This window comes from Stenotrophomonas sp. STEN008 (assembly GCF_056760435.1).
In genome coordinates this window covers 12,642-30,436 of record NZ_JBRRET010000031.1, presented here as the reverse complement: position 1 = coordinate 30,436, position 17,795 = coordinate 12,642, and the positions used below count along the sequence as shown (strand labels likewise).

Here is a 17,795-nt window from a genome sequence, read left to right as displayed (position 1 = left end):
GCACCGCGCCGACGATCAGAACGGCAGCTTCATGCCCGGCGGAAGCTGCATGCCGGCGGTAGCCGAGCCCATCTTCGACTTCGATTCGGCATCGATCTTGTTGGAGGCATCGTTGAACGCCGCGGCGATCAGGTCTTCCAGCATCTCCGGGTCACTGGCCAGCGACGGGTCGATGCGCACCTTGCGGCACTCCTTGGCACCGGTCAGCGTCACGCTGACCATGCCACCGCCGGCACTGCCGGTCACTTCGATCCTGGCGATTTCTTCCTGGGCCTTCTGCAGGTTCTCCTGCATCTTCTGGGCCTGCTGCATCAGTTGGGCGATGTTGCCGCGCATAGTGTCTTACTCGTCAAAAGAACGGATGGAATCGGAAACGACCCGGGCGCCGTGTTGCTGGATCAGCACCTGCACTTCCGGATCGTCCATGAAAACAGCCTCTGCCACCTGTTGCCGCTCGCCGCGCTGGCGATCGGCGCGCTGGTGCAGGGTCTCGGCCGGAACGTGTTCGGTTTCCACGGTCTCGACCACGATCTTCAGCGCGTGCCCCAAGGCCTTTTCCAGCATTTCGCCAAGAGCGGCCAGCGCGCGCTCCGAGCGCAGGTACTCAAATCCGGGCGAAAGCCCCAGTTTCAAGGTCCCCTGCCGGCAGGAGATGAAGGCGGCATTGGCCGCAAGCTGCCGCGAAGGCCCGCTCAGGCCGCTGTTGGCGACCAGATCCAGCCAGTCTTCCGCTGTCGCCAGCTCGCCGATGTCAGCCCGCGCGCCCGTCTCCGCCGATGCAGCGGTGACGGGCGCGGGTGGAGCGATGACGATGCCCTCGGAACGGAACGGACGCTCGGGCGCGGACGATGCAGCGACCGGAGGCGACGGCTCATGCCAGGGCGCGACCATGGCCGCGTCTGGCGTGGCGACATCCACAGCCAGTGCCTGGTCGCGTGCCTCGGCCTCGTCCGTGGCCCACGGCGGAAGATCATCAACGGCCACCGGCGCCGGGGTGCCGTCGGCCTTCACCGGCGGGGGCGACACCGGTTCTTCGACCGGAACCGGCTTCGGCTCGGGTGTCGGATCAGGTTCGGGCTCAGGCGCCGGCTCGGGCTCCGTGTCGGGTTCGCGTGGGGCAGCCTGCGCAGGCACGCGGGCCGGGATCGCGGCAGCGGCGGCCACCGGGGCCGTTTCCTGGCTGCCAGCACCTGCACCACCACCTGGCATCGCCCCCCCGGCGGCACCGCCGGCGGCATCCACCGAACGCGGCACCGGCGGCACCGACGCTGCCGGGCGGAACGCCAGCATGCGCAGCACGGCCATTTCAAAGCCCGCGCGCGGGCTCGGCGCCAGCGACAGGTCGCGACGGCCGTTCAGGGCCATCTGATACCAGAGCTGCACCACCTCCGGACGCAGCCGCCCGGCGAACGCTGCCGCGTCCAGGCCTTCAGCCGCGGCGGCAACACCGGGTACCAGCTGCTGCACCTGGATGCGATGCAGGCCTTCGGCCAAGGCCTCCAGCACGCCACTCCAGTCGGGCGAGAATTCCGCCAGTGCCGCCACCACCTGCAACAGGCGCGACCCGTCACCTTCGGCGAGGGCATCGAGCATCGCTGCCACCTGGGTGCGATCGACGGTCCCCAGCATGGTGCGCACCACATCGTCGCGCAGCGCACCACCGGCGTAGGCGATGGCCTGGTCCAGTAGCGACAGACCGTCGCGCAAACTGCCGTCGGCGGCCTTGGCCAGCTGCACGATGGCACTGCCGTCGGCTTCGATTTCCTCGGCCGCCAGGATGCGGGTCATCTGGCCCTGGATCTGGTCCTCATCCAGGCGCTTGAGGTTGAACTGCAGGCAGCGGCTGAGCACGGTGACCGGCAGCTTCTGCGGATCGGTGGTGGCCAGCAGGAACTTGACGTGCTCCGGCGGCTCTTCCAGCGTCTTCAGCAGCGCGTTGAACGCCGCCTTCGAGAGCATGTGCACTTCGTCGATCAGGTAGACCTTGTACTTGCCGCGCGAGGGCATGTACTGCGCGTTCTCGATCACCTCGCGGACGTCATCCACGCCGGTGTTGGACGCGGCGTCGATCTCCAGCAGGTCGATGTAGCGACCGGCATCGATGTCCAGGCAGGCCGGGCACTGGCCGCACGGATCGGCACTGGTGCCCTGCTCGCAGTTCAGCGACTTGGCGAAGATGCGCGCGATGGTGGTCTTGCCCACACCGCGGGTACCGGTGAACAGGAACGCGTGGTGGACCCGGCCACTGTCCAGCGCATTGCTGAGCGCACGGACCACGTGTTCCTGGCCCACCAGCTCGGCAAAACGCTTCGGACGCCACTTGCGGGCAAGGACGAGATAGGACATCAGGCCACCGTCTTCCATCGGATGCTCCATTGTGCCACGCCTGTCCATCCCCCTCCGCCTGCGACGCGCCCTGAATGGGTGCTTGTGTCCTGCCGCGCCGCCCGCTAGAATCTGCGCCCCTGCTGAGGCGTTTGCCGATGGCAGGGATCCGGAGAGGTGTCCGAGTGGTTGAAGGAGCACGCCTGGAAAGTGTGTAAGCGTCTAAACCGCGCTTCGGGGGTTCGAATCCCCCTCTCTCCGCCAGATGAATGAAAAAGCCGCCCATCGGGCGGCTTTTTTATTTGTCTGGCAGCCAGAGTCGGTTGTCCAGCAAACTCCGCCCAGCCTCAACTGCTGGACAGCTTCATCAGCACCAGCCCCGACACGATCAACACCGCCGCGCCGATCCGCATCGGGCTGACCTGTTCACCCAGGAACACGATGCCGACCACGAAGGCACCGACCGCGCCGATGCCGGTCCAGATCGTGTAAGCCGTTCCCAGCGGCAAGCTGCGCATGGCCACGGCCAGCAGCCAGAAACTGGCGATCATGCCGGCGAGAGTAACCAGGGTGGGAGTGAGCCTGGTGAAGCCTTCCGATTGCTTCATCGACACGGCCCAGACGATTTCCAGCAGGCCAGCGAACAACAGATAGATCCAGGCCATGACGGCCCTCCTCTTGGCAGGGCCAGGCCGTCCTGGTCATTGATTCCCGATGCGGGGGAGGTCGTTCCTCCTGGCCCGGGATTCTAGCAACGCCCGCGCCGCCCGGCCGCGAATACGCGCCGCGGGTTACAGCAGATTCAGCGCATGGCGCTGGCGTCGATACGCATGCCTGCGCTAGAATGCGCGCCTGCCATCGGCCAGCCGATGTGCAGTCCGGCTGTGGTCTCCGGCGCACCCTGCGCTGCTTCCCCTGATCCGTGAACAGGCCGCCTCCGGGCGGCCAACGTCTCTATGGTGGCCCCGTCGGCCCCTCGCGACGCTAGGTCGAAAACCCCGCCAGGGCCGGAAGGCAGCAACGGTATCGATCGACGCGGGCGCCGAGGTCAGCCGGCGGGGCCATCGCCTTTCTGGCAGTGCCGCGCTCTGGTAAGAGGTCAACCCTGGTTGGCCCCCTCGCCGGGCGTGGCCCGGCGCTACCGTGCTTCGGGCGTCCCTTGATGGAATACCACCCGCCATCCCTGCCCATGCCTGCGCCACAACGAACTGCGCAGCACCCAGCGTTGCGGCTGGCCATCCAGGTGGTAGCGGCTGCGATAACGCACTTGGGCCAGGTCTGGTGCCAGCAACGAGACCGCGTACTGCTCCGATTCGATCTGCACCTGCGCCCGCTCCAGCGGAATCTCCGCCAGCGCAGCCGCACGGCCATAGCACTGGCCGGAGCTGCCGATCTCGCTGAAATCCTCATCCAGCAGTTCCGACAGCCGCGCGCGATCACCGCGCACCTGCGGGATGTGCAGCGCGCGTTCCAGATGTTCCAGCTCGGCCGCCAGCGCCGCGTCGGCAGGCTGGCCAGAGGTATTCACGGCGGATCCTGCGCCAGCACGTGCGGCGCGGTCGGGGTCGCCAGCGGCACGCACTGGCCCGGCTGTGCCACGCGGTGTCCGCGCGCGGCCAGCGCAGCACCATCGGCCACGCTGGCGTAGTGGTACAGCATCATCCGCGCCTGCAGCTCAGCGCTGTACTCGCGCTCCAGATCATCGACCCCGGTATGCGATGGATTGCCGTGCAGGCCGCAGTCGTGGGCGATCAGCTCGTTGTCACTGGCGTACCGCGCCAGCATCTCCGGGATCGGCCGGGTATCACCGCTCCAGGTCAGCGCGCCCTGCAGGCGCAGCCCATAGGCGGTCTCCGGCCAGTGGTGGCGTGCCGGGAATACTTCCAGGCGCACGCCTTCATGCCAGAACGCGTCGCCGACCACGACCAACTGGAACGCATCCCAGAAATTGGCACCGCCCTCGGCCAGCACATTGGGGTAATCGCCGATGCGCCTGTGCAGCAGCGGCACCACGGTGGCCGGCACATACAGGCGCACCTTCCCACGCCGCTGCGCGTTGAAGTAGGTATCCACGAACAGCCGCTCGAAACCGGCCACATGGTCCAGGTGGACATGCGTGATGAACAGCGCCTGCGGCATGTGGCCGTAGTGCGCCTTGAAGGCGGTCAGGCCTTCCCCGCCACAGTCGATCGTCAACCACGGCCGACCTTCGCGCTCGATCACCGACATCGGTGATCCCAACTCGACCGCCGACGCATTGCCGACGCCGAGGAAACGCAACGACCAGTCCATCAGGTGCCCCGGTTCCAGGCCATGTCATAGGCGCGGCGCAGCCGCGCGTAGTCCTTCTGCACGTCCTCTACGCTGCGCTCGCCGCGCAGCTTGATCAACGAGCGCAGCAGGCGCTTGAGGTTGCGCTCCCGCCAGGCGGTGGCCGGAATGCGGATGACGCCACGATCGAAGTCGATCAGCCAGCCATGGCCGTTGCTGTCGAACAGGATGTTGTGCGCGTTGAGGTCGGCATGGTCCAGGCCGGCACGGTGGAAGCGGGCGATCAGCCGACCGGTCTCTTCCCACGGCGCGCCACGTCCGGCAACCAGCGCGCGGTCGGCCAGCGAACGCACCCCTTCGATCCGTTCCATCAGGATCGCCGCCCGGTAGCGCATGCCCTGCCGCATGTAGAAAGCCGCCACCGGCCGGGGAACCGGCAGCTTCAGCGCGCGCAGGGCCCGCATCAGCCGGAACTCGGCAAAACTGCGGGTCCGGTCGGCGCCCCGCCACAGGTACTGGTCGTGGCTGATCCTGGCCACCAGGCCACCGCGCAGATAGTGGCGCAGCACGCTGGGGCCGAACGGCGCGTCGACGAACCAGGCGCTGCCACGTCCCCCTTCGCCCACCGGCCGGGCCCGGCTGCCCCAGTGCTGGGGAGAGAACAGGCCGATGTCGGCTTGCCGCAGGCGCTCGCGGTCGAACAGAATGGCCCCGATGCCGCGACCCTCGCGGCATGGCGTCAGCGCTTCATTGGCGTCGAATGCGACCATTTCTTTGAGTCTAACAACACATGGCATCAGCGTCCTCATCCTTGTGCCTTCTGCGCCTGTCCGCACTCGGCGATGTCACCCACGTGGTGCCCCTGGTGCGTACGCTGCAGGCCGCGCGCCCGGACACGCCGATCCACTGGATCATCGACAAGGCAGGGCAGAAGCTGCTCGAGGGTCTGCCGGGCGTAACCTTCCACGCCTACGACAAGAAGAGCGGCATGGCCGGCGTCAAGGAGCTGCGCAAGCAGCTGCCACCGGGGCGCTTCGAGGCGCTGCTGCAGATGCAGGTGGCCTTCCGCGCGAACCTGCTGTCGGCGTTCATCCCGGCCGAACGCCGCATCGGATACGACCGCAGCCGCTCGAAGGATCTGCATGGGTTGTTCATCAACGAACGCATTCCGGACCGCCCCGGCATCCACGTGCTGGACGCGATCGGCAGCTTCTGCGAGCCGCTGGGCCTGCGCCAGACCGACGTGAGCTGGGACCTGGCCGTGCCGCAGTCCGCCTTCGAGTGGGCCGCGGCGCAGTGGCAGGATGATGGCCGGCCGGTACTGATGATTTCGCCCTGCTCCAGCCACGTCCGCCGCAACTGGTACGCCGACCGCTACGCGGCCGTCGCCAACCATGCCACGCAGCGCGGCTGGCAGGTGGTGCTGTGCGGTGGGCGCAGTGAACTGGAACGCAGCATGGCCGACGCGATCCAGGCCCAGCTGCACACGCCGGCACTGGACCTGGTCGGCAAGGACACGCTCAAGCAGCTGCCTGCGCTGCTGGCACGCGCCAATCTGGTGATGACACCCGATTCGGGACCGATGCATATCGCCAATGCCATGGGAGCGAAGGTGCTGGGCCTGCACGCGGCCAGCAACCCGCACCGCAGCGGCCCGTATTCGGATCGCCGCTACTGCGTGGACCGCTATGACGACGCCGCACGCAAGTATCTCGGCAAGCAGGCCGCCGACCTCAAGTGGGGCACCAAGATCGAGTTCGATGATGTGATGGAACTGATCACGGTCGAGGACGGCATCGCCGCCTTCGAACGTTACGTGACCGACCACCTCACCTGAGTCGATGGATCATCGGTAGCGCCGGGCCACGCCCGGCGGATCCATCTCACCCGCGCTGTGCGTAATCCTGGTACGACTTCTCTTCCACGTAGGCAGAGCCCAGTGCCAGGTTGATCGCCTTCTTGATGCGAGCGCGCTCGTCATTGCGCAGATACACACTGCGTGCAAGGTCGATGAAGCCCTGGTCGAACGCCTGCGCCTTCTCCTTCAGGCGGATGTCGTCCTCGATGTCCCACAACTGCTCGTTGACGGCCTTGAGTTCACCGCGCAGCTTGGCGATGTCCTTGACCGCGGCCGGGTGCGCCATCCAGGTCTGCTCCAGCGCCGACAGCTCCTTGCGCACGTTGGCCAGCTTGCCCTCGTCGCTGATCCGCTCGGACTTGATCTGCAGGATCGAAATCTTGTCGAGCAGTTCGCCAAAGGACACGGGAACGAGGATTTCAGCAGTCATGGGGGAGCTCCAGCAGGTGATGCGTACATGTTAACCCGCAGCACCCCGAGGGGAGATCCATTGCCGCCCCGCAACGCGCGCGGCCAGCCGGACAACGAAAAAAGCCGCCCGGGGGGCGGCTTTCTTCTTCATTTGGCGGAGAGGGGGGGATTCGAACCCCCGAGGCGCTATAAACGCCTGCCTGATTTCGAGTCAGGTACATTCAACCACTCTGCCACCTCTCCGGGTGGTCCCCGGCGAACCGGGGACGCGCATCATACGAGGAAGTGAGGCTGCCGACAAGTCTCCTGGGGCCTGCAGCGCAATTTTCCTGCCGCCATGCCTTGCCGGATGCCGGTCACGCCGTGATGATGCCCTCTCCCCCGCGCTACTCCGCCCCGCACACCATGATCGAATTCGGACATCTCACCCATCCCGGCCTGCGCCGCGAGCTCAACGAGGACACCTATTACGGTGACAGCGAGCTGGGCGTGTGGCTGGTGGCCGATGGCATGGGCGGGCACGCCTGCGGCGAGGTCGCCAGCGCGCTGGCGCGCGAAGCCATCGTCCGCGAGATCCGCCGCGGCGCGTCGCTGGAGCAGGCCATCCGCACGGCCGACGAAGAGATCATCCGCGCTTCGCGGCGACGCAACGATACGCTGCCGATGGGCACCACCGTGGTCGCCGCGCGCGTGCAGGGCAATCGCTACGAAGTGGCCTGGGTCGGTGACAGCCGGGCCTACCTGTGGCGCGACGGCCAGCTGGCCCAGCTCAGCCAGGATCACAGCGTGGTGCAGGAACTGGTCACGCAGGGCAACCTGACCGCAGAGCAGGCGCGCGCGCATCCGCACCGCAATGTGGTCACCCAGGCGCTGGGCGTGACCGATCCGGCGCACCTGAACGTGGCCACCACCCGTGGCGAACTTCGTCCCGGCATGCAGCTGCTGCTGTGCAGCGATGGCCTGACCGAGGAGGTCGATGATCGTGGCATCGCCCGCACGCTGGCCTTCGACGACGCCAGCGCACAGGAATGCGTGGATACGCTCGTCGCCGCCGCGCTTGATGGCGGCGGCCGCGACAACATCAGCGTGATCCTGGTCCGCTGCCACTGAGCCAGCGGACCGCACGCGCACCCTGCGCCGAGGGTCTACGCGCTGGCGGGCTCTTCCACCTTCGGGCCGTCCCACAGCGCATGACCGGCCTTCTTGCGCAGGCGTTCCAGTCGCGCGGCGTGCGCTTCACGTTCCGATGCGGTGGCGACCACGCGCGGACGCGGCAGCAGCTTGGCAGCATCGAACGCCTGCAGCACCGCGCCACCCGCGCCGGCCTCGTCCTCGCCCAGACCGAAGCCGATCTCTTCCTGCCCTGACGTCAGCGCGATGTAGACATCGCCCAGGATCTGCGCATCGAGCAGGCCGCCGTGCAGTGCACGGTGCGAATTGTCCACGCCCAGCCGCTTGCACAGCGCATCCAGCGAGTTGCGCTGGCCCGGGAAACGCTCGCGCGCCATCGCCAGGGTGTCGATCACGGTGCAGCGATCGGTGATCTTCCCGTACTGCGGCCCCAGCAGGGACAACTCGTTGTCGAGGAAGCCCAGGTCGAATGCCGCGTTGTGGATGATCAGCTCGGCGCCGTCGATGAACGCCAGGAACTCATCGGCGATCTGCGCGAACTCGGGCTTGTCGGCCAGGAAGTCCAGGGTCAGGCCGGTGACCTCCTGCGCGCCCTGTTCGAACTCACAGTCCGGCTTGATGTACTGGTGATAGTTGTTGCCGGTGGGGCGACGCTTGAACAGCTCCACGCAGCCGATTTCGACGATGCGGTTGCCCTTCTTCCACTCCAGGCCGGTGGTTTCGGTATCGAGGATGATCTGACGCATGGGCTCAGTTTACCGGGCTGGCATCGCGGATCTGGATGGCGGCATTGCGCGCCAGCGTATCGACGCGTTCATTGTCCGGATCGCCGGAATGCCCCTTCACCCAGCGCCAGTCGATCTGGTGCCGCAGCGTGGCCGCATGCAGCCGCTCCCACAGCTCGCGGTTCTTCACCGGATCACCTCCGGCGGTCTTCCAGTTCTTGCGGATCCAGCCCGGCATCCATTGGGTCAGGCCCTGCCGCACATACTGGGAGTCGGTGAACAGCACGATGTTGCAGGGCTCGGTCAGCGCCTCCAGGCCGGAAATGGCCGCCATCAGTTCCATCCGGTTGTTGGTGGTATGCGCTTCGCCGCCGCTCAGTTCACGCTCGTGGTCCTTGTAGCGCAGCAACGCGGCCCAGCCGCCGGGACCGGGATTGCCGAGGCAGGATCCGTCGGTATGGATTTCGATGGTTTTCAATACAGCTCCAGAATCAGGTAGCAACGGTGCCATGCCAGCGCACCGGCAGCGGTGTCGGCCCGGGCAGGGCCAACGTACGTTTTTCGGCATGGAACAGGCAGGCCGCGCGCAGCGGGGCCCAACCCCCGCGGCCACGACTGCCGGCGCCCTGCCAGAGCGGGCCCAGGTAGCGCATGTCGTCGCAGTCCAGCCCGTGACGACCCAGCAGCTGGCGGATCCGCTGCGGCGTACGCACCGTCAGGCCATGCTGGCGCCAGTGGGTGCGGAACGGACTGAACGGATTAAGGCTGCTCAACCACAGATGGCCGCCGGGCATCAGCACCCGCTCGCACTCGTCAAGCAGCTGGTCGGCATCAGCGGCCGTCACGTGCTGCAGCACGATGGCATTGACGCTTTCGGTGGCCAGCGGCAGCGGCAGACCGCAGCACGCATCGCCGGCATAGCGGCCGCCATCGCGGTACAGGCGCAGGCCGCGCCCGCCCGGCTGCGCATCTTCCAGCCAGGCAGCGCTCGGCGCGATCCACATCCAGGGCTGTGCGGGCAGCACCGACAGCTGTGGCAACAGCAGTTGCCGCTCCAGCACGCGCAGGGCCGCCGCCGGCTCGCTGTCGAACCACGGGGCCAGGCTCGCTTGACGGGTGCTCTGCAGCGCGGGCATGGTCCAATTCTATGCGACTGACTGCCCTGCCCGCATTTGCGGACAACTACATCTGGGTGCTGATCGATGATGAAGGCGCTGCCATCGTCGTCGATCCCGGTGATGCCGCGCCGGTGCTCGCGCTGGCCGAACAGGGCCTGCGCGTGGATACCATCCTGCTGACCCACCATCACGACGACCACATCGGTGGCGTGCCGGCCCTGCGTGCCCGTTTTCCCGGCGCGCGGGTGGTCGCACCGATGGAGGAACGCATCACCACCGCCACCGAACGCGTCGGCGAAGGTGAACGCGTTCAGGCACTGGGCCGGACGTTCCACGTACTATCCGTGCCCGGGCATACCCGCAGCCACATCGCGTTTCACACTGCTGAACATCTTTTCAGCGGAGATTCGTTGTTCAGCCTGGGCTGTGGACGCCTGTTCGAAGGTACGCCGTCCCAGCTGCTGGCATCGATGCGCACGCTGGGTACCTTGCCTGCACGACTGCTGCTTTGTTGTGCCCATGAGTACACCGTGTCAAATGCCGTCTTCGCGCGGCATGTCGACCCCGCCAACGCTGCCCTGCGGCAGCGCCAAGAGGAGGCTTTGGCCATGCGCCGCGATGACCGTTCCACCCTGCCGGTAACCCTGGCCAACGAACTGGACTGCAATCCGTTCCTGCGTGTGCACACCGCGCCGATCCGCGCGGCGGTGTCGGCGCACCTGGGGCGCGACGTCGTTGACGATGTCGATGTCATGGCCGGTCTCCGGCATTGGAAAGACGGCTTCCGCGCATGATGCGCCGAAGTCTGCCGCTGGCCCTGGGCATCGCTCTGGGGCTGGCTGGAACCGCAGGCGCGCAGTCGCTGGGCGCTGGCATCGGCCAGAATCTCACCGCCGCTGCTGCGTTGCCCTTGGATGCCTCTTCGCTGCCACCTGCATCGGTGCGCAATGGCCAGGAGATCTTCTCCAGCTTCCGCGATGGCCTGGCTGAGCCCACCTGCGACGCCGAGGCCACCAGCCCGCGCTGGCAGAAGCAGTTCGCGCACGCCCCTTCGCGCCTGGCCAACCAGGATGACGATGCACTGGTCCTGTTCGGCTATGTGGTCGAAGAACTGCGCAAGGCCAACCTGCCGACCGAATTCGCGCTGATTCCCTTCGTGGAAAGCGGCTACCGGCCCAATGCCCGCAATGGCAGCGGACCGACCGGGTTGTGGCAGTTCATCGCCACCACCGCCCGCAACCATCGCGTGCCGATGGCCAACGGCTACGACGGCCGCCTGTCGGCGGTGGATTCGACCCAGGCCGCGATGCGTTACCTGAAAACCCTGCACGGCATGTTCGGCGGCGACTGGCGGCTGGCCACCATGGCCTACAACGCTGGCGAATATCGCGTGCTGCAGGCGCTGCGCAAGGCGGGCATGAATGCGCAGAACGCCACGCCATCGGCCCTGCCCGGCCTGTCGCCGGTCACCTATGCCTACGTCGAGAAGCTTCACGCCCTGGCCTGCGTGCTGGAAGACGTGGAAGAACAGCCGGGCGTCATGGCCTCGCTGGACCGCACCGTGCCGGTGCTGAAGGATCATGCCCTGCCGGCCGGCACCAGCGTCCAGCAGTGGGCCGCCCAGCGCTCACTGGACCCGGCACGCATCGCCCGCCTGAATCCCGCCCTGGCCGCCGGTGGCCGCCCCACGGGCACCACCCGGGTGCTGGCCCCTGTCGCAGCGGCGACCGCCGACGTAGTGGACAGCACGACGGCGCTGGCGGCCTCGGTTTCGTCCACCTCTGCCCCCGCTGCCTCGCCAGCGCCGCAGGTTGCCCGCACCGTCGCCGCCGCTGTCGACCGTCCGCGCAGCCGTCGGCATACGGTGCGCAACGGCGAGTCGGCCTGGACCATTGCCCGTCGCTACGGCATGCCGGTCAAGGCGCTGCTGTCGCTGAATGGCCTGAGTGGCAGCAGCGTGCTCAAGCCGGGCGCGGTGCTTCGCCTGGAAGACTGACCGGCGCACAGCAGCGCCGCGCGATCCTCCTGCTACCGGGCACCCGCCCACGAAAAAGGCCCGGCAATGCCGGGCCTTTCCGTTCTGCCCGCCGTGGGCTTACAGATTCGCTTCGGTGGTCTGCACCACGAACTTCTTGCGCATCGCGTCGATGTAGGCCTTGGCTGCGGCCATGCCGTCGATCTGGCTCAACTGTTCCTTCAGCTGCTTCTGCTGCTCGGCGGTCACTTCCTTGATGTCGCCCGGATTGACCTTGTTCACCGCGAACACCAGCGCACGGCCGTTGACGTCGACCTTGCCGTAGGTCGGCTTGCCTGCGGTGGGTACCGGCGCGCTGAAGATCGCGCTGTTGATTTCCGGGGTCGGCACCGGCTGGCCACGCGGCAGGCCCGGCATCGGGCTCAGCTGCAGCTTTTCGCTGGCAGCCAGCGACTGCAGGGTGGCACCGCCCTTCAACTTGGCCAGCAGCGCTTCGGCCGCCTTGTCGCTGGCCTGGCGCTGGCGGTCGGCACGAATCGCGGCGATCACCTGCTCGCGGGCCTTCTCCAGCGGCAACGCCTGCTCCGGCGTGTGGGCCGCGACGCGGATCACGACGCTGTGGTTGGTGGCGCCTCCCAGGGCGATCGGATCGCTGGCGGTCCCGTCCTGCACCAGCACGTCCGAGAACGCGGCGCGCAGCACGGCCGGGTCGCTGGCGATGCCGCTGGCGGTAGCGCGGGTGATCGGTCCCAGGGTCTGCAGCGGCAGCCCCACTTCCTTGGCTGCGGCAGCCAGGTCGCTCGGGCTCTTGTTGATGGCATCGACCAAACGGCCGGCCAGCTCGTTGAAACCGCGCTCGCCATCGGCCTTGAGCTGTTCGGCGGCCAGCGTATCGCGCACGTCCTCGAACGACTTGCCTTCGCCGCCGCGTACCGCGGCCACCTTGATGATGTGGTATCCGTATTCGGTCTTGACCGGACCGATCACGTCGCCGGCCTTGGCCGCGAACAGGGCGTCTTCAAACGGCTTGACCATCGCGCCACGCTCCACCCAGCCCAGGTCACCGCCCTGGTCCTTGGAGCCTGGATCCTCGGAGTTGGCCTTGGCCAGGGCTGCGAAGTCGGCACCGGCCGCCTTTGCCTCGGCCGCCAGCTTGTTCGCCTTGGCCTCAGCACCGTCGCCGGTAATCAGGATGTGGGCGGCCTGGCGCTGCTCGGGAGAGGTGAACTTGGCCTTCTCTTCCTCATAGCGCTTGCGCAGGGTGGCTTCGTCGGCCGGCGTCGGCGCCGGCAGGTTGGCACCGTTGACCTCGACATACTCCAGCGAAACGGTTTCGGCCTGGCGGAAATCCTTGCCATGGCTGTCGTACCACTGCTTGATCTGCGCATCGGTCACCGGGGCCGTGTCAGCCGGCACCGGCGGCAGCGCAGCCAGCTCGACATCACGGGTTTCGCCCAGCAGCTTCAACAGGCGTTCGGTCTCGGCCTGGGTGACAAAACCGGAGTTCTGCAGTCCGGCCGGAATCACCGACTGCTGCAGGCTCTCGCGCACCAGTTCCTGGAACTGGGTCGGGGTACGCGGAGGATTGCCGCCGGCCAGCGCCAGGCGGTAGCTGTTCTCGTTGAACTTGCCATCCGGCCCCTGGAACGCCGGCATGGACGTGATGTACTCGCGCACGGCGCCATCGCCAATCACCACACCTGCCTGCTCGCCGACCAGGCGCACAACCTGCTCGTCGATCAGCTGATCCAGGACCGCCAGCTTGTTCTCGGTGCTTTCGAACGCGCGCGGGTCGAAGTTCTCGCCCTGCTGCTGGCGCTCACGCATGCGCTCCTGCTCGAAACGGGTGCGGAAATCCTGCGCGCTGATCTCATGGTGCTGCCACAGCATGCGTACCGGCCACCACGACGGCGCGGAACGCCACCAGGTCGGCGGTGCGGAAACCTTGGCCACGTTCTGTGCGCCAACGCCACCCAGGTAGCTGTTGTCGATCACGAACAGGAACGGAATCATCAGCAGCCCCAGGATCACGGTGACGATCCAGCCTGAGGTCTTGTCGCGGAGTTTCTGCAGCATGGTGAGGAATCACAAGGCCTGATTGGCGAGCCCGGCAGTGTAACCCGCTTCGTCGCAGGGACCAAAAACGCCAAGGGCGACATGCGCGCAAAGAAAAAGCCCCCGGCATTCGCCGAGGGCTTTTGAAAGTTGGCGGAGCGGACGGGACTCGAACCCGCGACCTCCGGCGTGACAGGCCAGCATTCTAACCAGCTGAACTACCGCTCCGCGCTTGAAACTTTGCAGGCGCCCAGTATATCCGAAGACACCCTGGAAACCCAGCCCGATGAACACTTTTTTCAAAGTTTTTTCACGGGGACTTAAGAACTTCGCAATGGCGGAGCGGACGGGACTCGAACCCGCGACCTCCGGCGTGACAGGCCAGCATTCTAACCAGCTGAACTACCGCTCCGTGCTTGCGACAACCCTTCTGCCTTCGTCCCGGACAGGCCGGCGAGAAGACAAGGCCCCCAGCTTTGGGCCGGGGGCCTCGATGTAATGGCGGAGCGGACGGGACTCGAACCCGCGACCTCCGGCGTGACAGGCCAGCATTCTAACCAGCTGAACTACCGCTCCGCGTTGTACTGCTTGTGTTCTCTTCCCGATCAGGAGCAGGGAGAAAACAAAGCCTCCAGCTTTTGGCCGGAGGCCTCGTTGAAGTGGCGGAGCGGACGGGACTCGAACCCGCGACCTCCGGCGTGACAGGCCAGCATTCTAACCAGCTGAACTACCGCTCCACACTCAAACTTTTACCGCGGTGCTGTGGTGGGTGCTGAGGGTTTCGAACCCCCGACCCTCTCCGTGTAAAGGAGACGCTCTACCGCTGAGCTAAGCACCCCAGCGAGCCGCTTAGTTTACAGCATCCTTAAGGGCCTTGCCAGCCTTGAAGGACGGATTCTTCGAAGCAGCGATCTTGATGGTGTCGCCGGTCTTCGGGTTGCGGCCGGTGCGGGCTGCACGGTCGCGGACCTGGAAGGTACCGAAGCCAACCAGGGTGACCGCATCGCCGTCCTTCAGCGCCTTGGTGATGGCAGCAACGACGGCATCGACAGCGCGGCTGGACTCGGCCTTGGTCAGGTCGGCAGCTTCAGCAACGGCGTCGATCAATTCGGTCTTGTTCATTCTCTACAACTCCTTTGGCGGTGGGTTCCGCGGATTCGACAGGGAAGCAACCGCACGCCATCTGCGCGCGATCGCCATGTGGAAACGGTTCGCCGATTCAGAGATCGCCAACAGCGATCACTCATTTGCGAGTGCTGCTTTTATACCAGTGGCCCTACCCCCACGCAAGCTGGAAAGCCAGCAACGACGCGGGTTTCGGGCCATTCGGCAACGCGCGTCAGTGCTTGACGCGCGCGTTTCCACTCGGTTTCGCCTTGCTACGTACCGTGACGCGCTGCGCACTCTTGCGCGCCTTCTTCGGTGCCAGCGGACGCTCCAACGCCAGATCAAGCACTTCTTCGATGTACTTCACCGGCACGATCTTCAGATCACGGGTGACGTTGGCCGGGATGTCGGCCAGATCCTTGCGGTTCTCTTCGGGAATGATGACCGTGCGGATACCGCCACGCAGGGCAGCCAGCAGCTTCTCCTTCAGTCCACCGATGGCGGTGACCCGCCCACGCAGCGTGATTTCGCCGGTCATCGCCACATCGGCACGCACCGGCACCCTGGTCAGCATCGAGACCAGGGACGTCACCATCGCCGCGCCGGCGCTCGGGCCGTCCTTCGGCGTGGCGCCGTCCGGAACGTGCAGGTGCACGTCGTGCTTCTGCAGGAAGTCGCTGTCGATGCCGAAACGATCGGCGCGCGAACGCACGACCGACAACGCCGCCGAAGCCGATTCCTTCATCACGTTGCCGAGCTGGCCGGTCAGGATCAACTGGCCCTTGCCTGGCACCAGCGTCGATTCGATCTGCAGCAGGTCGCCACCGACTTCGGTCCAGGCCAGGCCGGTGACCAGGCCGATCTCGTTCTCTTCCTCCGCGCGGCCAAAATCAAAGCGGCGCACGCCCAGGTACTTGTCCAGGTTCTTGCCGGTCACCGTGACCAGCGCCTTGGCCTTCTTCGCGCCCTTCCTGGCCTTCACCGGCTGCGGGCCTGCCAGCGCGATCTCCTTCACCACCTTGCGGCAGATCTTGGCGATCTCGCGTTCCAGATTGCGCACGCCCGACTCGCGGGTGTAGTAGCGCACGATGTCCTGGATCGCATCGCTGCCGATTTCCAGTTCCTCCGGCTTCAGGCCATTGGCCTTGATCTGCTTGGGCACCAGGTAGCGGGTCGCGATGTTGAGCTTCTCATCCTCGGTGTAACCGGGGATGCGGATCACTTCCATGCGGTCCAGCAGCGGGCCCGGAATGTTGAGCGAGTTCGAGGTGGCCACGAACATCACTTCCGACAGATCCAGGTCCACTTCCAGGTAGTGATCGTTGAATGCGTTGTTCTGCTCCGGATCGAGCACTTCCAGCAGCGCCGAAGAGGGATCGCCACGGAAGTCCATCGACATCTTGTCGATCTCGTCGAGCACGAACAGCGGGTTCTTGCTGCCGACCTTGTTGAGGTTCTGCACGATGCGGCCCGGCATGGAGCCGACGTAGGTGCGACGGTGGCCACGGATCTCGGCCTCATCACGCACGCCGCCCAGCGACATGCGCACGAACTTGCGGTTGGTGGCCTTGGCGATGGACTGGCCGAGCGAGGTCTTGCCCACGCCCGGCGGTCCGACCAGGCACAGGATCGGGCCCTTCATCTGCTTCACCCGCGACTGCACCGCCAGGTATTCAAGGATGCGCTCCTTGACCTTCTCCAGGCCGTAATGGTCGGCATCGAGCGTGTCCTGCGCAGCCTTCAGGTCCTTGCGCACCTTGGTGCGCTTCTTCCACGGCACGCCCAGCAGCCACTCCAGGTAATTGCGCACGACCGCCGCCTCAGCGGACATCGGCGACATCTGCTTGAGCTTGTTCAGTTCGTTGCGCGCCTTGGCTTCCACGGCCTTCGGCATGCCCGCTTCGGCGATCTTGCGGGCCAGCTCTTCCAGCTCGCCCGGCGCGTCGTCGAGGTCACCCAGTTCCTTCTGGATGGCCTTCATCTGTTCGTTGAGGTAGTACTCGCGCTGGCTCTTCTCCATCTGCGACTTCACGCGGCCGCGGATGCGCTTTTCCATCTGCTGCACGTCGATCTCGCCGTCGACCAGGCCGACCAGCATCTCCAGGCGCTCGCCGACGGCCAGCGTTTCCAGCAGGCGCTGCTTGTCGGCCAGGCGCACGCTGATGTGGGCGGCGATGGTGTCGGCCAGGCGCGCAGGCTCGTCGATCCCGGCCAGGGTCTGCAGCAGCTCCGGCGGCAGCTTGCGGTTGGTTTTCACGTACTGCTCGAACAGCGACATCAGCGAGCGGGCGATCGCCTCGATCTCGCGCGGCTCGCGCTCGTCCGCAGCGTCGATCTCCACGGCCTGGCCGTGCAGCGAACCGTTGCGTTCGTCGACATGGGTCACCTGCACGCGCGAGAGGCCTTCGACCAGCACCTTGATCGTGCCATCGGGCAGCTTCAGCAGCTGCAGCACCTGCGCCAGCGTACCGACCTGGTAGAGATCGGCCGCATGCGGGTCGTCGGTCTCGGCGGACTTCTGCGCGAGCAGCAGGATGCGCTTGTCTGCCTCCATTGCCTGTTCGAGCGCGTGCATGGACTTGTCACGGCCGACGAACAGCGGGATGACCATGTGCGGGAACACCACTACGTCGCGCAGCGGCAGGACCGGCAGGTCGAGGGTTTCACTTGGGGAACGGGCCATGGGGGCTCCAGGGAAGGGGAAAACCGCCTCCGGGAGGACATCTTCCGGAGACAAAAAAAGCCGATGGCCCCGTTATGGGGCCATCGGCTTTCAGATGCAAGGCATTCCTTTAAAATTCTTTCCAATCAACAACTTG

At 66.1% G+C, this 17,795-nt stretch carries 17 protein-coding genes, 7 tRNA genes and 1 other RNA gene; 6 read left to right on the top strand and 19 right to left on the bottom strand.

Going from position 1 to position 17,795, the window contains the following annotated elements:
• Positions 1 to 15: 15 nt before the first annotated feature.
• Both ACVOME_RS14190 and dnaX read right to left on the bottom strand, forming a co-directional pair.
• On the bottom strand, positions 16 to 336 hold the full coding sequence (locus tag ACVOME_RS14190) for a YbaB/EbfC family nucleoid-associated protein (RefSeq protein ID WP_010483846.1): 321 nt from the start codon (positions 334 to 336) through the stop codon (positions 16 to 18).
• Positions 337 to 342: 6 nt separating this feature from the next.
• Positions 343 to 2,364: a DNA polymerase III subunit gamma/tau gene (dnaX, locus tag ACVOME_RS14185; protein WP_481505201.1), complete on the bottom strand. Its 2,022-nt coding sequence runs from the start codon at positions 2,362 to 2,364 to the stop codon at positions 343 to 345.
• Between the two features lie 132 nt (positions 2,365 to 2,496).
• On the opposite strand from dnaX, the gene ACVOME_RS14180 reads away from it, so the two are divergent.
• Positions 2,497 to 2,589, top strand: a tRNA-Ser gene (locus tag ACVOME_RS14180).
• Between the two features lie 83 nt (positions 2,590 to 2,672).
• Here the strand turns inward: ACVOME_RS14180 and ACVOME_RS14175 are convergent.
• Positions 2,673 to 2,990 (bottom strand): DMT family transporter, encoded by a 318-nt coding sequence (locus ACVOME_RS14175; RefSeq protein ID WP_053519073.1) that lies wholly within the window; start codon positions 2,988 to 2,990, stop codon positions 2,673 to 2,675.
• A gap of 300 nt (positions 2,991 to 3,290) precedes the next feature.
• Between ACVOME_RS14175 and ffs the strand changes: the two genes are divergently transcribed.
• Positions 3,291 to 3,387, top strand: an RNA gene (gene ffs, locus ACVOME_RS14170) — signal recognition particle sRNA small type.
• A gap of 76 nt (positions 3,388 to 3,463) precedes the next feature.
• On the opposite strand, the gene ACVOME_RS14165 is transcribed toward ffs, so the two are convergent.
• From ACVOME_RS14165 to ACVOME_RS14155, 3 genes are read right to left on the bottom strand one after another with little or no spacing between them, the layout of a single operon-like run.
• A complete protein-coding gene (locus ACVOME_RS14165; RefSeq protein ID WP_197600973.1) occupies positions 3,464 to 3,853 on the bottom strand; it encodes a DUF4440 domain-containing protein in 390 nt (129 codons plus the stop codon).
• Positions 3,850 to 4,617 (bottom strand): MBL fold metallo-hydrolase, encoded by a 768-nt coding sequence (locus tag ACVOME_RS14160; RefSeq protein WP_065175949.1) that lies wholly within the window; start codon positions 4,615 to 4,617, stop codon positions 3,850 to 3,852. The genes ACVOME_RS14165 and ACVOME_RS14160 overlap by 4 nt, the downstream gene beginning before the upstream one ends.
• Positions 4,617 to 5,366 carry a 3-deoxy-D-manno-octulosonic acid kinase gene (locus ACVOME_RS14155; protein ID WP_053519066.1) on the bottom strand — a complete coding sequence of 250 codons (750 nt, stop codon included), beginning with the start codon at positions 5,364 to 5,366 and terminating at the stop codon, positions 4,617 to 4,619. Before ACVOME_RS14155 ends, ACVOME_RS14160 begins: the two co-directional genes overlap by 1 nt.
• Before the next feature lie 20 nt (positions 5,367 to 5,386).
• Between ACVOME_RS14155 and ACVOME_RS14150 the strand changes: the two genes are divergently transcribed.
• Positions 5,387 to 6,433: a glycosyltransferase family 9 protein gene (locus ACVOME_RS14150; RefSeq protein WP_053519064.1), complete on the top strand. Its 1,047-nt coding sequence runs from the start codon at positions 5,387 to 5,389 to the stop codon at positions 6,431 to 6,433.
• Positions 6,434 to 6,479: 46 nt separating this feature from the next.
• On the opposite strand, the gene ACVOME_RS14145 is transcribed toward ACVOME_RS14150, so the two are convergent.
• Both ACVOME_RS14145 and ACVOME_RS14140 read right to left on the bottom strand, forming a co-directional pair.
• Complete coding sequence (locus ACVOME_RS14145; RefSeq protein ID WP_053519062.1) at positions 6,480 to 6,884, bottom strand: DUF6165 family protein; 405 nt, start codon at positions 6,882 to 6,884, stop codon at positions 6,480 to 6,482.
• A 133-nt stretch (positions 6,885 to 7,017) separates the two neighbouring features.
• A tRNA-Ser gene (locus ACVOME_RS14140) sits at positions 7,018 to 7,108 on the bottom strand.
• Positions 7,109 to 7,270: 162 nt separating this feature from the next.
• Between ACVOME_RS14140 and ACVOME_RS14135 the strand changes: the two genes are divergently transcribed.
• Positions 7,271 to 7,975 (top strand): PP2C family protein-serine/threonine phosphatase, encoded by a 705-nt coding sequence (locus tag ACVOME_RS14135; protein WP_053519060.1) that lies wholly within the window; start codon positions 7,271 to 7,273, stop codon positions 7,973 to 7,975.
• A 35-nt stretch (positions 7,976 to 8,010) separates the two neighbouring features.
• On the opposite strand, the gene dnaQ is transcribed toward ACVOME_RS14135, so the two are convergent.
• From dnaQ to ACVOME_RS14120, 3 genes are read right to left on the bottom strand one after another with little or no spacing between them, the layout of a single operon-like run.
• Positions 8,011 to 8,742, bottom strand: coding sequence for a DNA polymerase III subunit epsilon (gene dnaQ, locus ACVOME_RS14130; RefSeq protein ID WP_053519058.1), 732 nt, complete (start codon positions 8,740 to 8,742; stop codon positions 8,011 to 8,013).
• A 4-nt stretch (positions 8,743 to 8,746) separates the two neighbouring features.
• Positions 8,747 to 9,199, bottom strand: a complete 453-nt coding sequence (gene rnhA, locus ACVOME_RS14125; protein ID WP_053519056.1) for a ribonuclease HI — start codon at positions 9,197 to 9,199, stop codon at positions 8,747 to 8,749.
• Between the two features lie 13 nt (positions 9,200 to 9,212).
• On the bottom strand, positions 9,213 to 9,857 hold the full coding sequence (locus ACVOME_RS14120) for a methyltransferase domain-containing protein (protein ID WP_481505200.1): 645 nt from the start codon (positions 9,855 to 9,857) through the stop codon (positions 9,213 to 9,215).
• 11 nt (positions 9,858 to 9,868) lie between these two features.
• Here ACVOME_RS14120 and gloB point away from each other — a divergent pair, with 11 nt between their 5' ends.
• A complete protein-coding gene (gene gloB, locus ACVOME_RS14115) occupies positions 9,869 to 10,633 on the top strand; it encodes a hydroxyacylglutathione hydrolase (protein WP_481505199.1) in 765 nt (254 codons plus the stop codon).
• Positions 10,630 to 11,835 (top strand): lytic transglycosylase domain-containing protein, encoded by a 1,206-nt coding sequence (locus ACVOME_RS14110; protein ID WP_481505198.1) that lies wholly within the window; start codon positions 10,630 to 10,632, stop codon positions 11,833 to 11,835. The genes gloB and ACVOME_RS14110 overlap by 4 nt, the downstream gene beginning before the upstream one ends.
• Before the next feature lie 99 nt (positions 11,836 to 11,934).
• Here the strand turns inward: ACVOME_RS14110 and ACVOME_RS14105 are convergent, their stop codons facing one another.
• From ACVOME_RS14105 to lon, 8 genes are all read right to left on the bottom strand, one after another.
• A complete protein-coding gene (locus ACVOME_RS14105; RefSeq protein ID WP_481505197.1) occupies positions 11,935 to 13,890 on the bottom strand; it encodes a peptidyl-prolyl cis-trans isomerase in 1,956 nt (651 codons plus the stop codon).
• Positions 13,891 to 14,020: 130 nt separating this feature from the next.
• Positions 14,021 to 14,097, bottom strand: a tRNA-Asp gene (locus ACVOME_RS14100).
• Between the two features lie 107 nt (positions 14,098 to 14,204).
• Positions 14,205 to 14,281: transfer RNA gene (locus ACVOME_RS14095), tRNA-Asp, on the bottom strand.
• 87 nt (positions 14,282 to 14,368) lie between these two features.
• A tRNA-Asp gene (locus ACVOME_RS14090) sits at positions 14,369 to 14,445 on the bottom strand.
• An 84-nt stretch (positions 14,446 to 14,529) separates the two neighbouring features.
• Positions 14,530 to 14,606: transfer RNA gene (locus ACVOME_RS14085), tRNA-Asp, on the bottom strand.
• Between the two features lie 26 nt (positions 14,607 to 14,632).
• A tRNA-Val gene (locus tag ACVOME_RS14080) sits at positions 14,633 to 14,707 on the bottom strand.
• 11 nt (positions 14,708 to 14,718) lie between these two features.
• On the bottom strand, positions 14,719 to 14,991 hold the full coding sequence (locus ACVOME_RS14075) for an HU family DNA-binding protein (RefSeq protein WP_005408270.1): 273 nt from the start codon (positions 14,989 to 14,991) through the stop codon (positions 14,719 to 14,721).
• Positions 14,992 to 15,208: 217 nt separating this feature from the next.
• On the bottom strand, positions 15,209 to 17,659 hold the full coding sequence (lon, locus tag ACVOME_RS14070; RefSeq protein WP_053520353.1) for an endopeptidase La: 2,451 nt from the start codon (positions 17,657 to 17,659) through the stop codon (positions 15,209 to 15,211).
• Positions 17,660 to 17,795 lie beyond the last annotated feature (136 nt).

What these genes read in the sequence shown, in the direction of transcription:
- ACVOME_RS14190 (WP_010483846.1), bottom strand. Translation starts at nt 336, where the DNA reads ATGCGCGGCAACATCGCCCAACTGATGCAGCAGGCCCAGAAGATGCAG.
- dnaX (WP_481505201.1), bottom strand. Translation starts at nt 2,364, where the DNA reads ATGGAAGACGGTGGCCTGATGTCCTATCTCGTCCTTGCCCGCAAGTGG.
- ACVOME_RS14175 (WP_053519073.1), bottom strand. Translation starts at nt 2,990, where the DNA reads ATGGCCTGGATCTATCTGTTGTTCGCTGGCCTGCTGGAAATCGTCTGG.
- ACVOME_RS14160 (WP_065175949.1), bottom strand. Translation starts at nt 4,617, where the DNA reads ATGGACTGGTCGTTGCGTTTCCTCGGCGTCGGCAATGCGTCGGCGGTC.
- ACVOME_RS14155 (WP_053519066.1), bottom strand. Translation starts at nt 5,366, where the DNA reads ATGGTCGCATTCGACGCCAATGAAGCGCTGACGCCATGCCGCGAGGGT.
- ACVOME_RS14150 (WP_053519064.1), top strand. Translation starts at nt 5,387, where the DNA reads ATGGCATCAGCGTCCTCATCCTTGTGCCTTCTGCGCCTGTCCGCACTC.
- ACVOME_RS14145 (WP_053519062.1), bottom strand. Translation starts at nt 6,884, where the DNA reads ATGACTGCTGAAATCCTCGTTCCCGTGTCCTTTGGCGAACTGCTCGAC.
- ACVOME_RS14135 (WP_053519060.1), top strand. Translation starts at nt 7,271, where the DNA reads ATGATCGAATTCGGACATCTCACCCATCCCGGCCTGCGCCGCGAGCTC.
- dnaQ (WP_053519058.1), bottom strand. Translation starts at nt 8,742, where the DNA reads ATGCGTCAGATCATCCTCGATACCGAAACCACCGGCCTGGAGTGGAAG.
- ACVOME_RS14120 (WP_481505200.1), bottom strand. Translation starts at nt 9,857, where the DNA reads ATGCCCGCGCTGCAGAGCACCCGTCAAGCGAGCCTGGCCCCGTGGTTC.
- gloB (WP_481505199.1), top strand. Translation starts at nt 9,869, where the DNA reads ATGCGACTGACTGCCCTGCCCGCATTTGCGGACAACTACATCTGGGTG.
- ACVOME_RS14110 (WP_481505198.1), top strand. Translation starts at nt 10,630, where the DNA reads ATGATGCGCCGAAGTCTGCCGCTGGCCCTGGGCATCGCTCTGGGGCTG.
- ACVOME_RS14105 (WP_481505197.1), bottom strand. Translation starts at nt 13,890, where the DNA reads ATGCTGCAGAAACTCCGCGACAAGACCTCAGGCTGGATCGTCACCGTG.
- ACVOME_RS14075 (WP_005408270.1), bottom strand. Translation starts at nt 14,991, where the DNA reads ATGAACAAGACCGAATTGATCGACGCCGTTGCTGAAGCTGCCGACCTG.
- lon (WP_053520353.1), bottom strand. Translation starts at nt 17,659, where the DNA reads ATGGCCCGTTCCCCAAGTGAAACCCTCGACCTGCCGGTCCTGCCGCTG.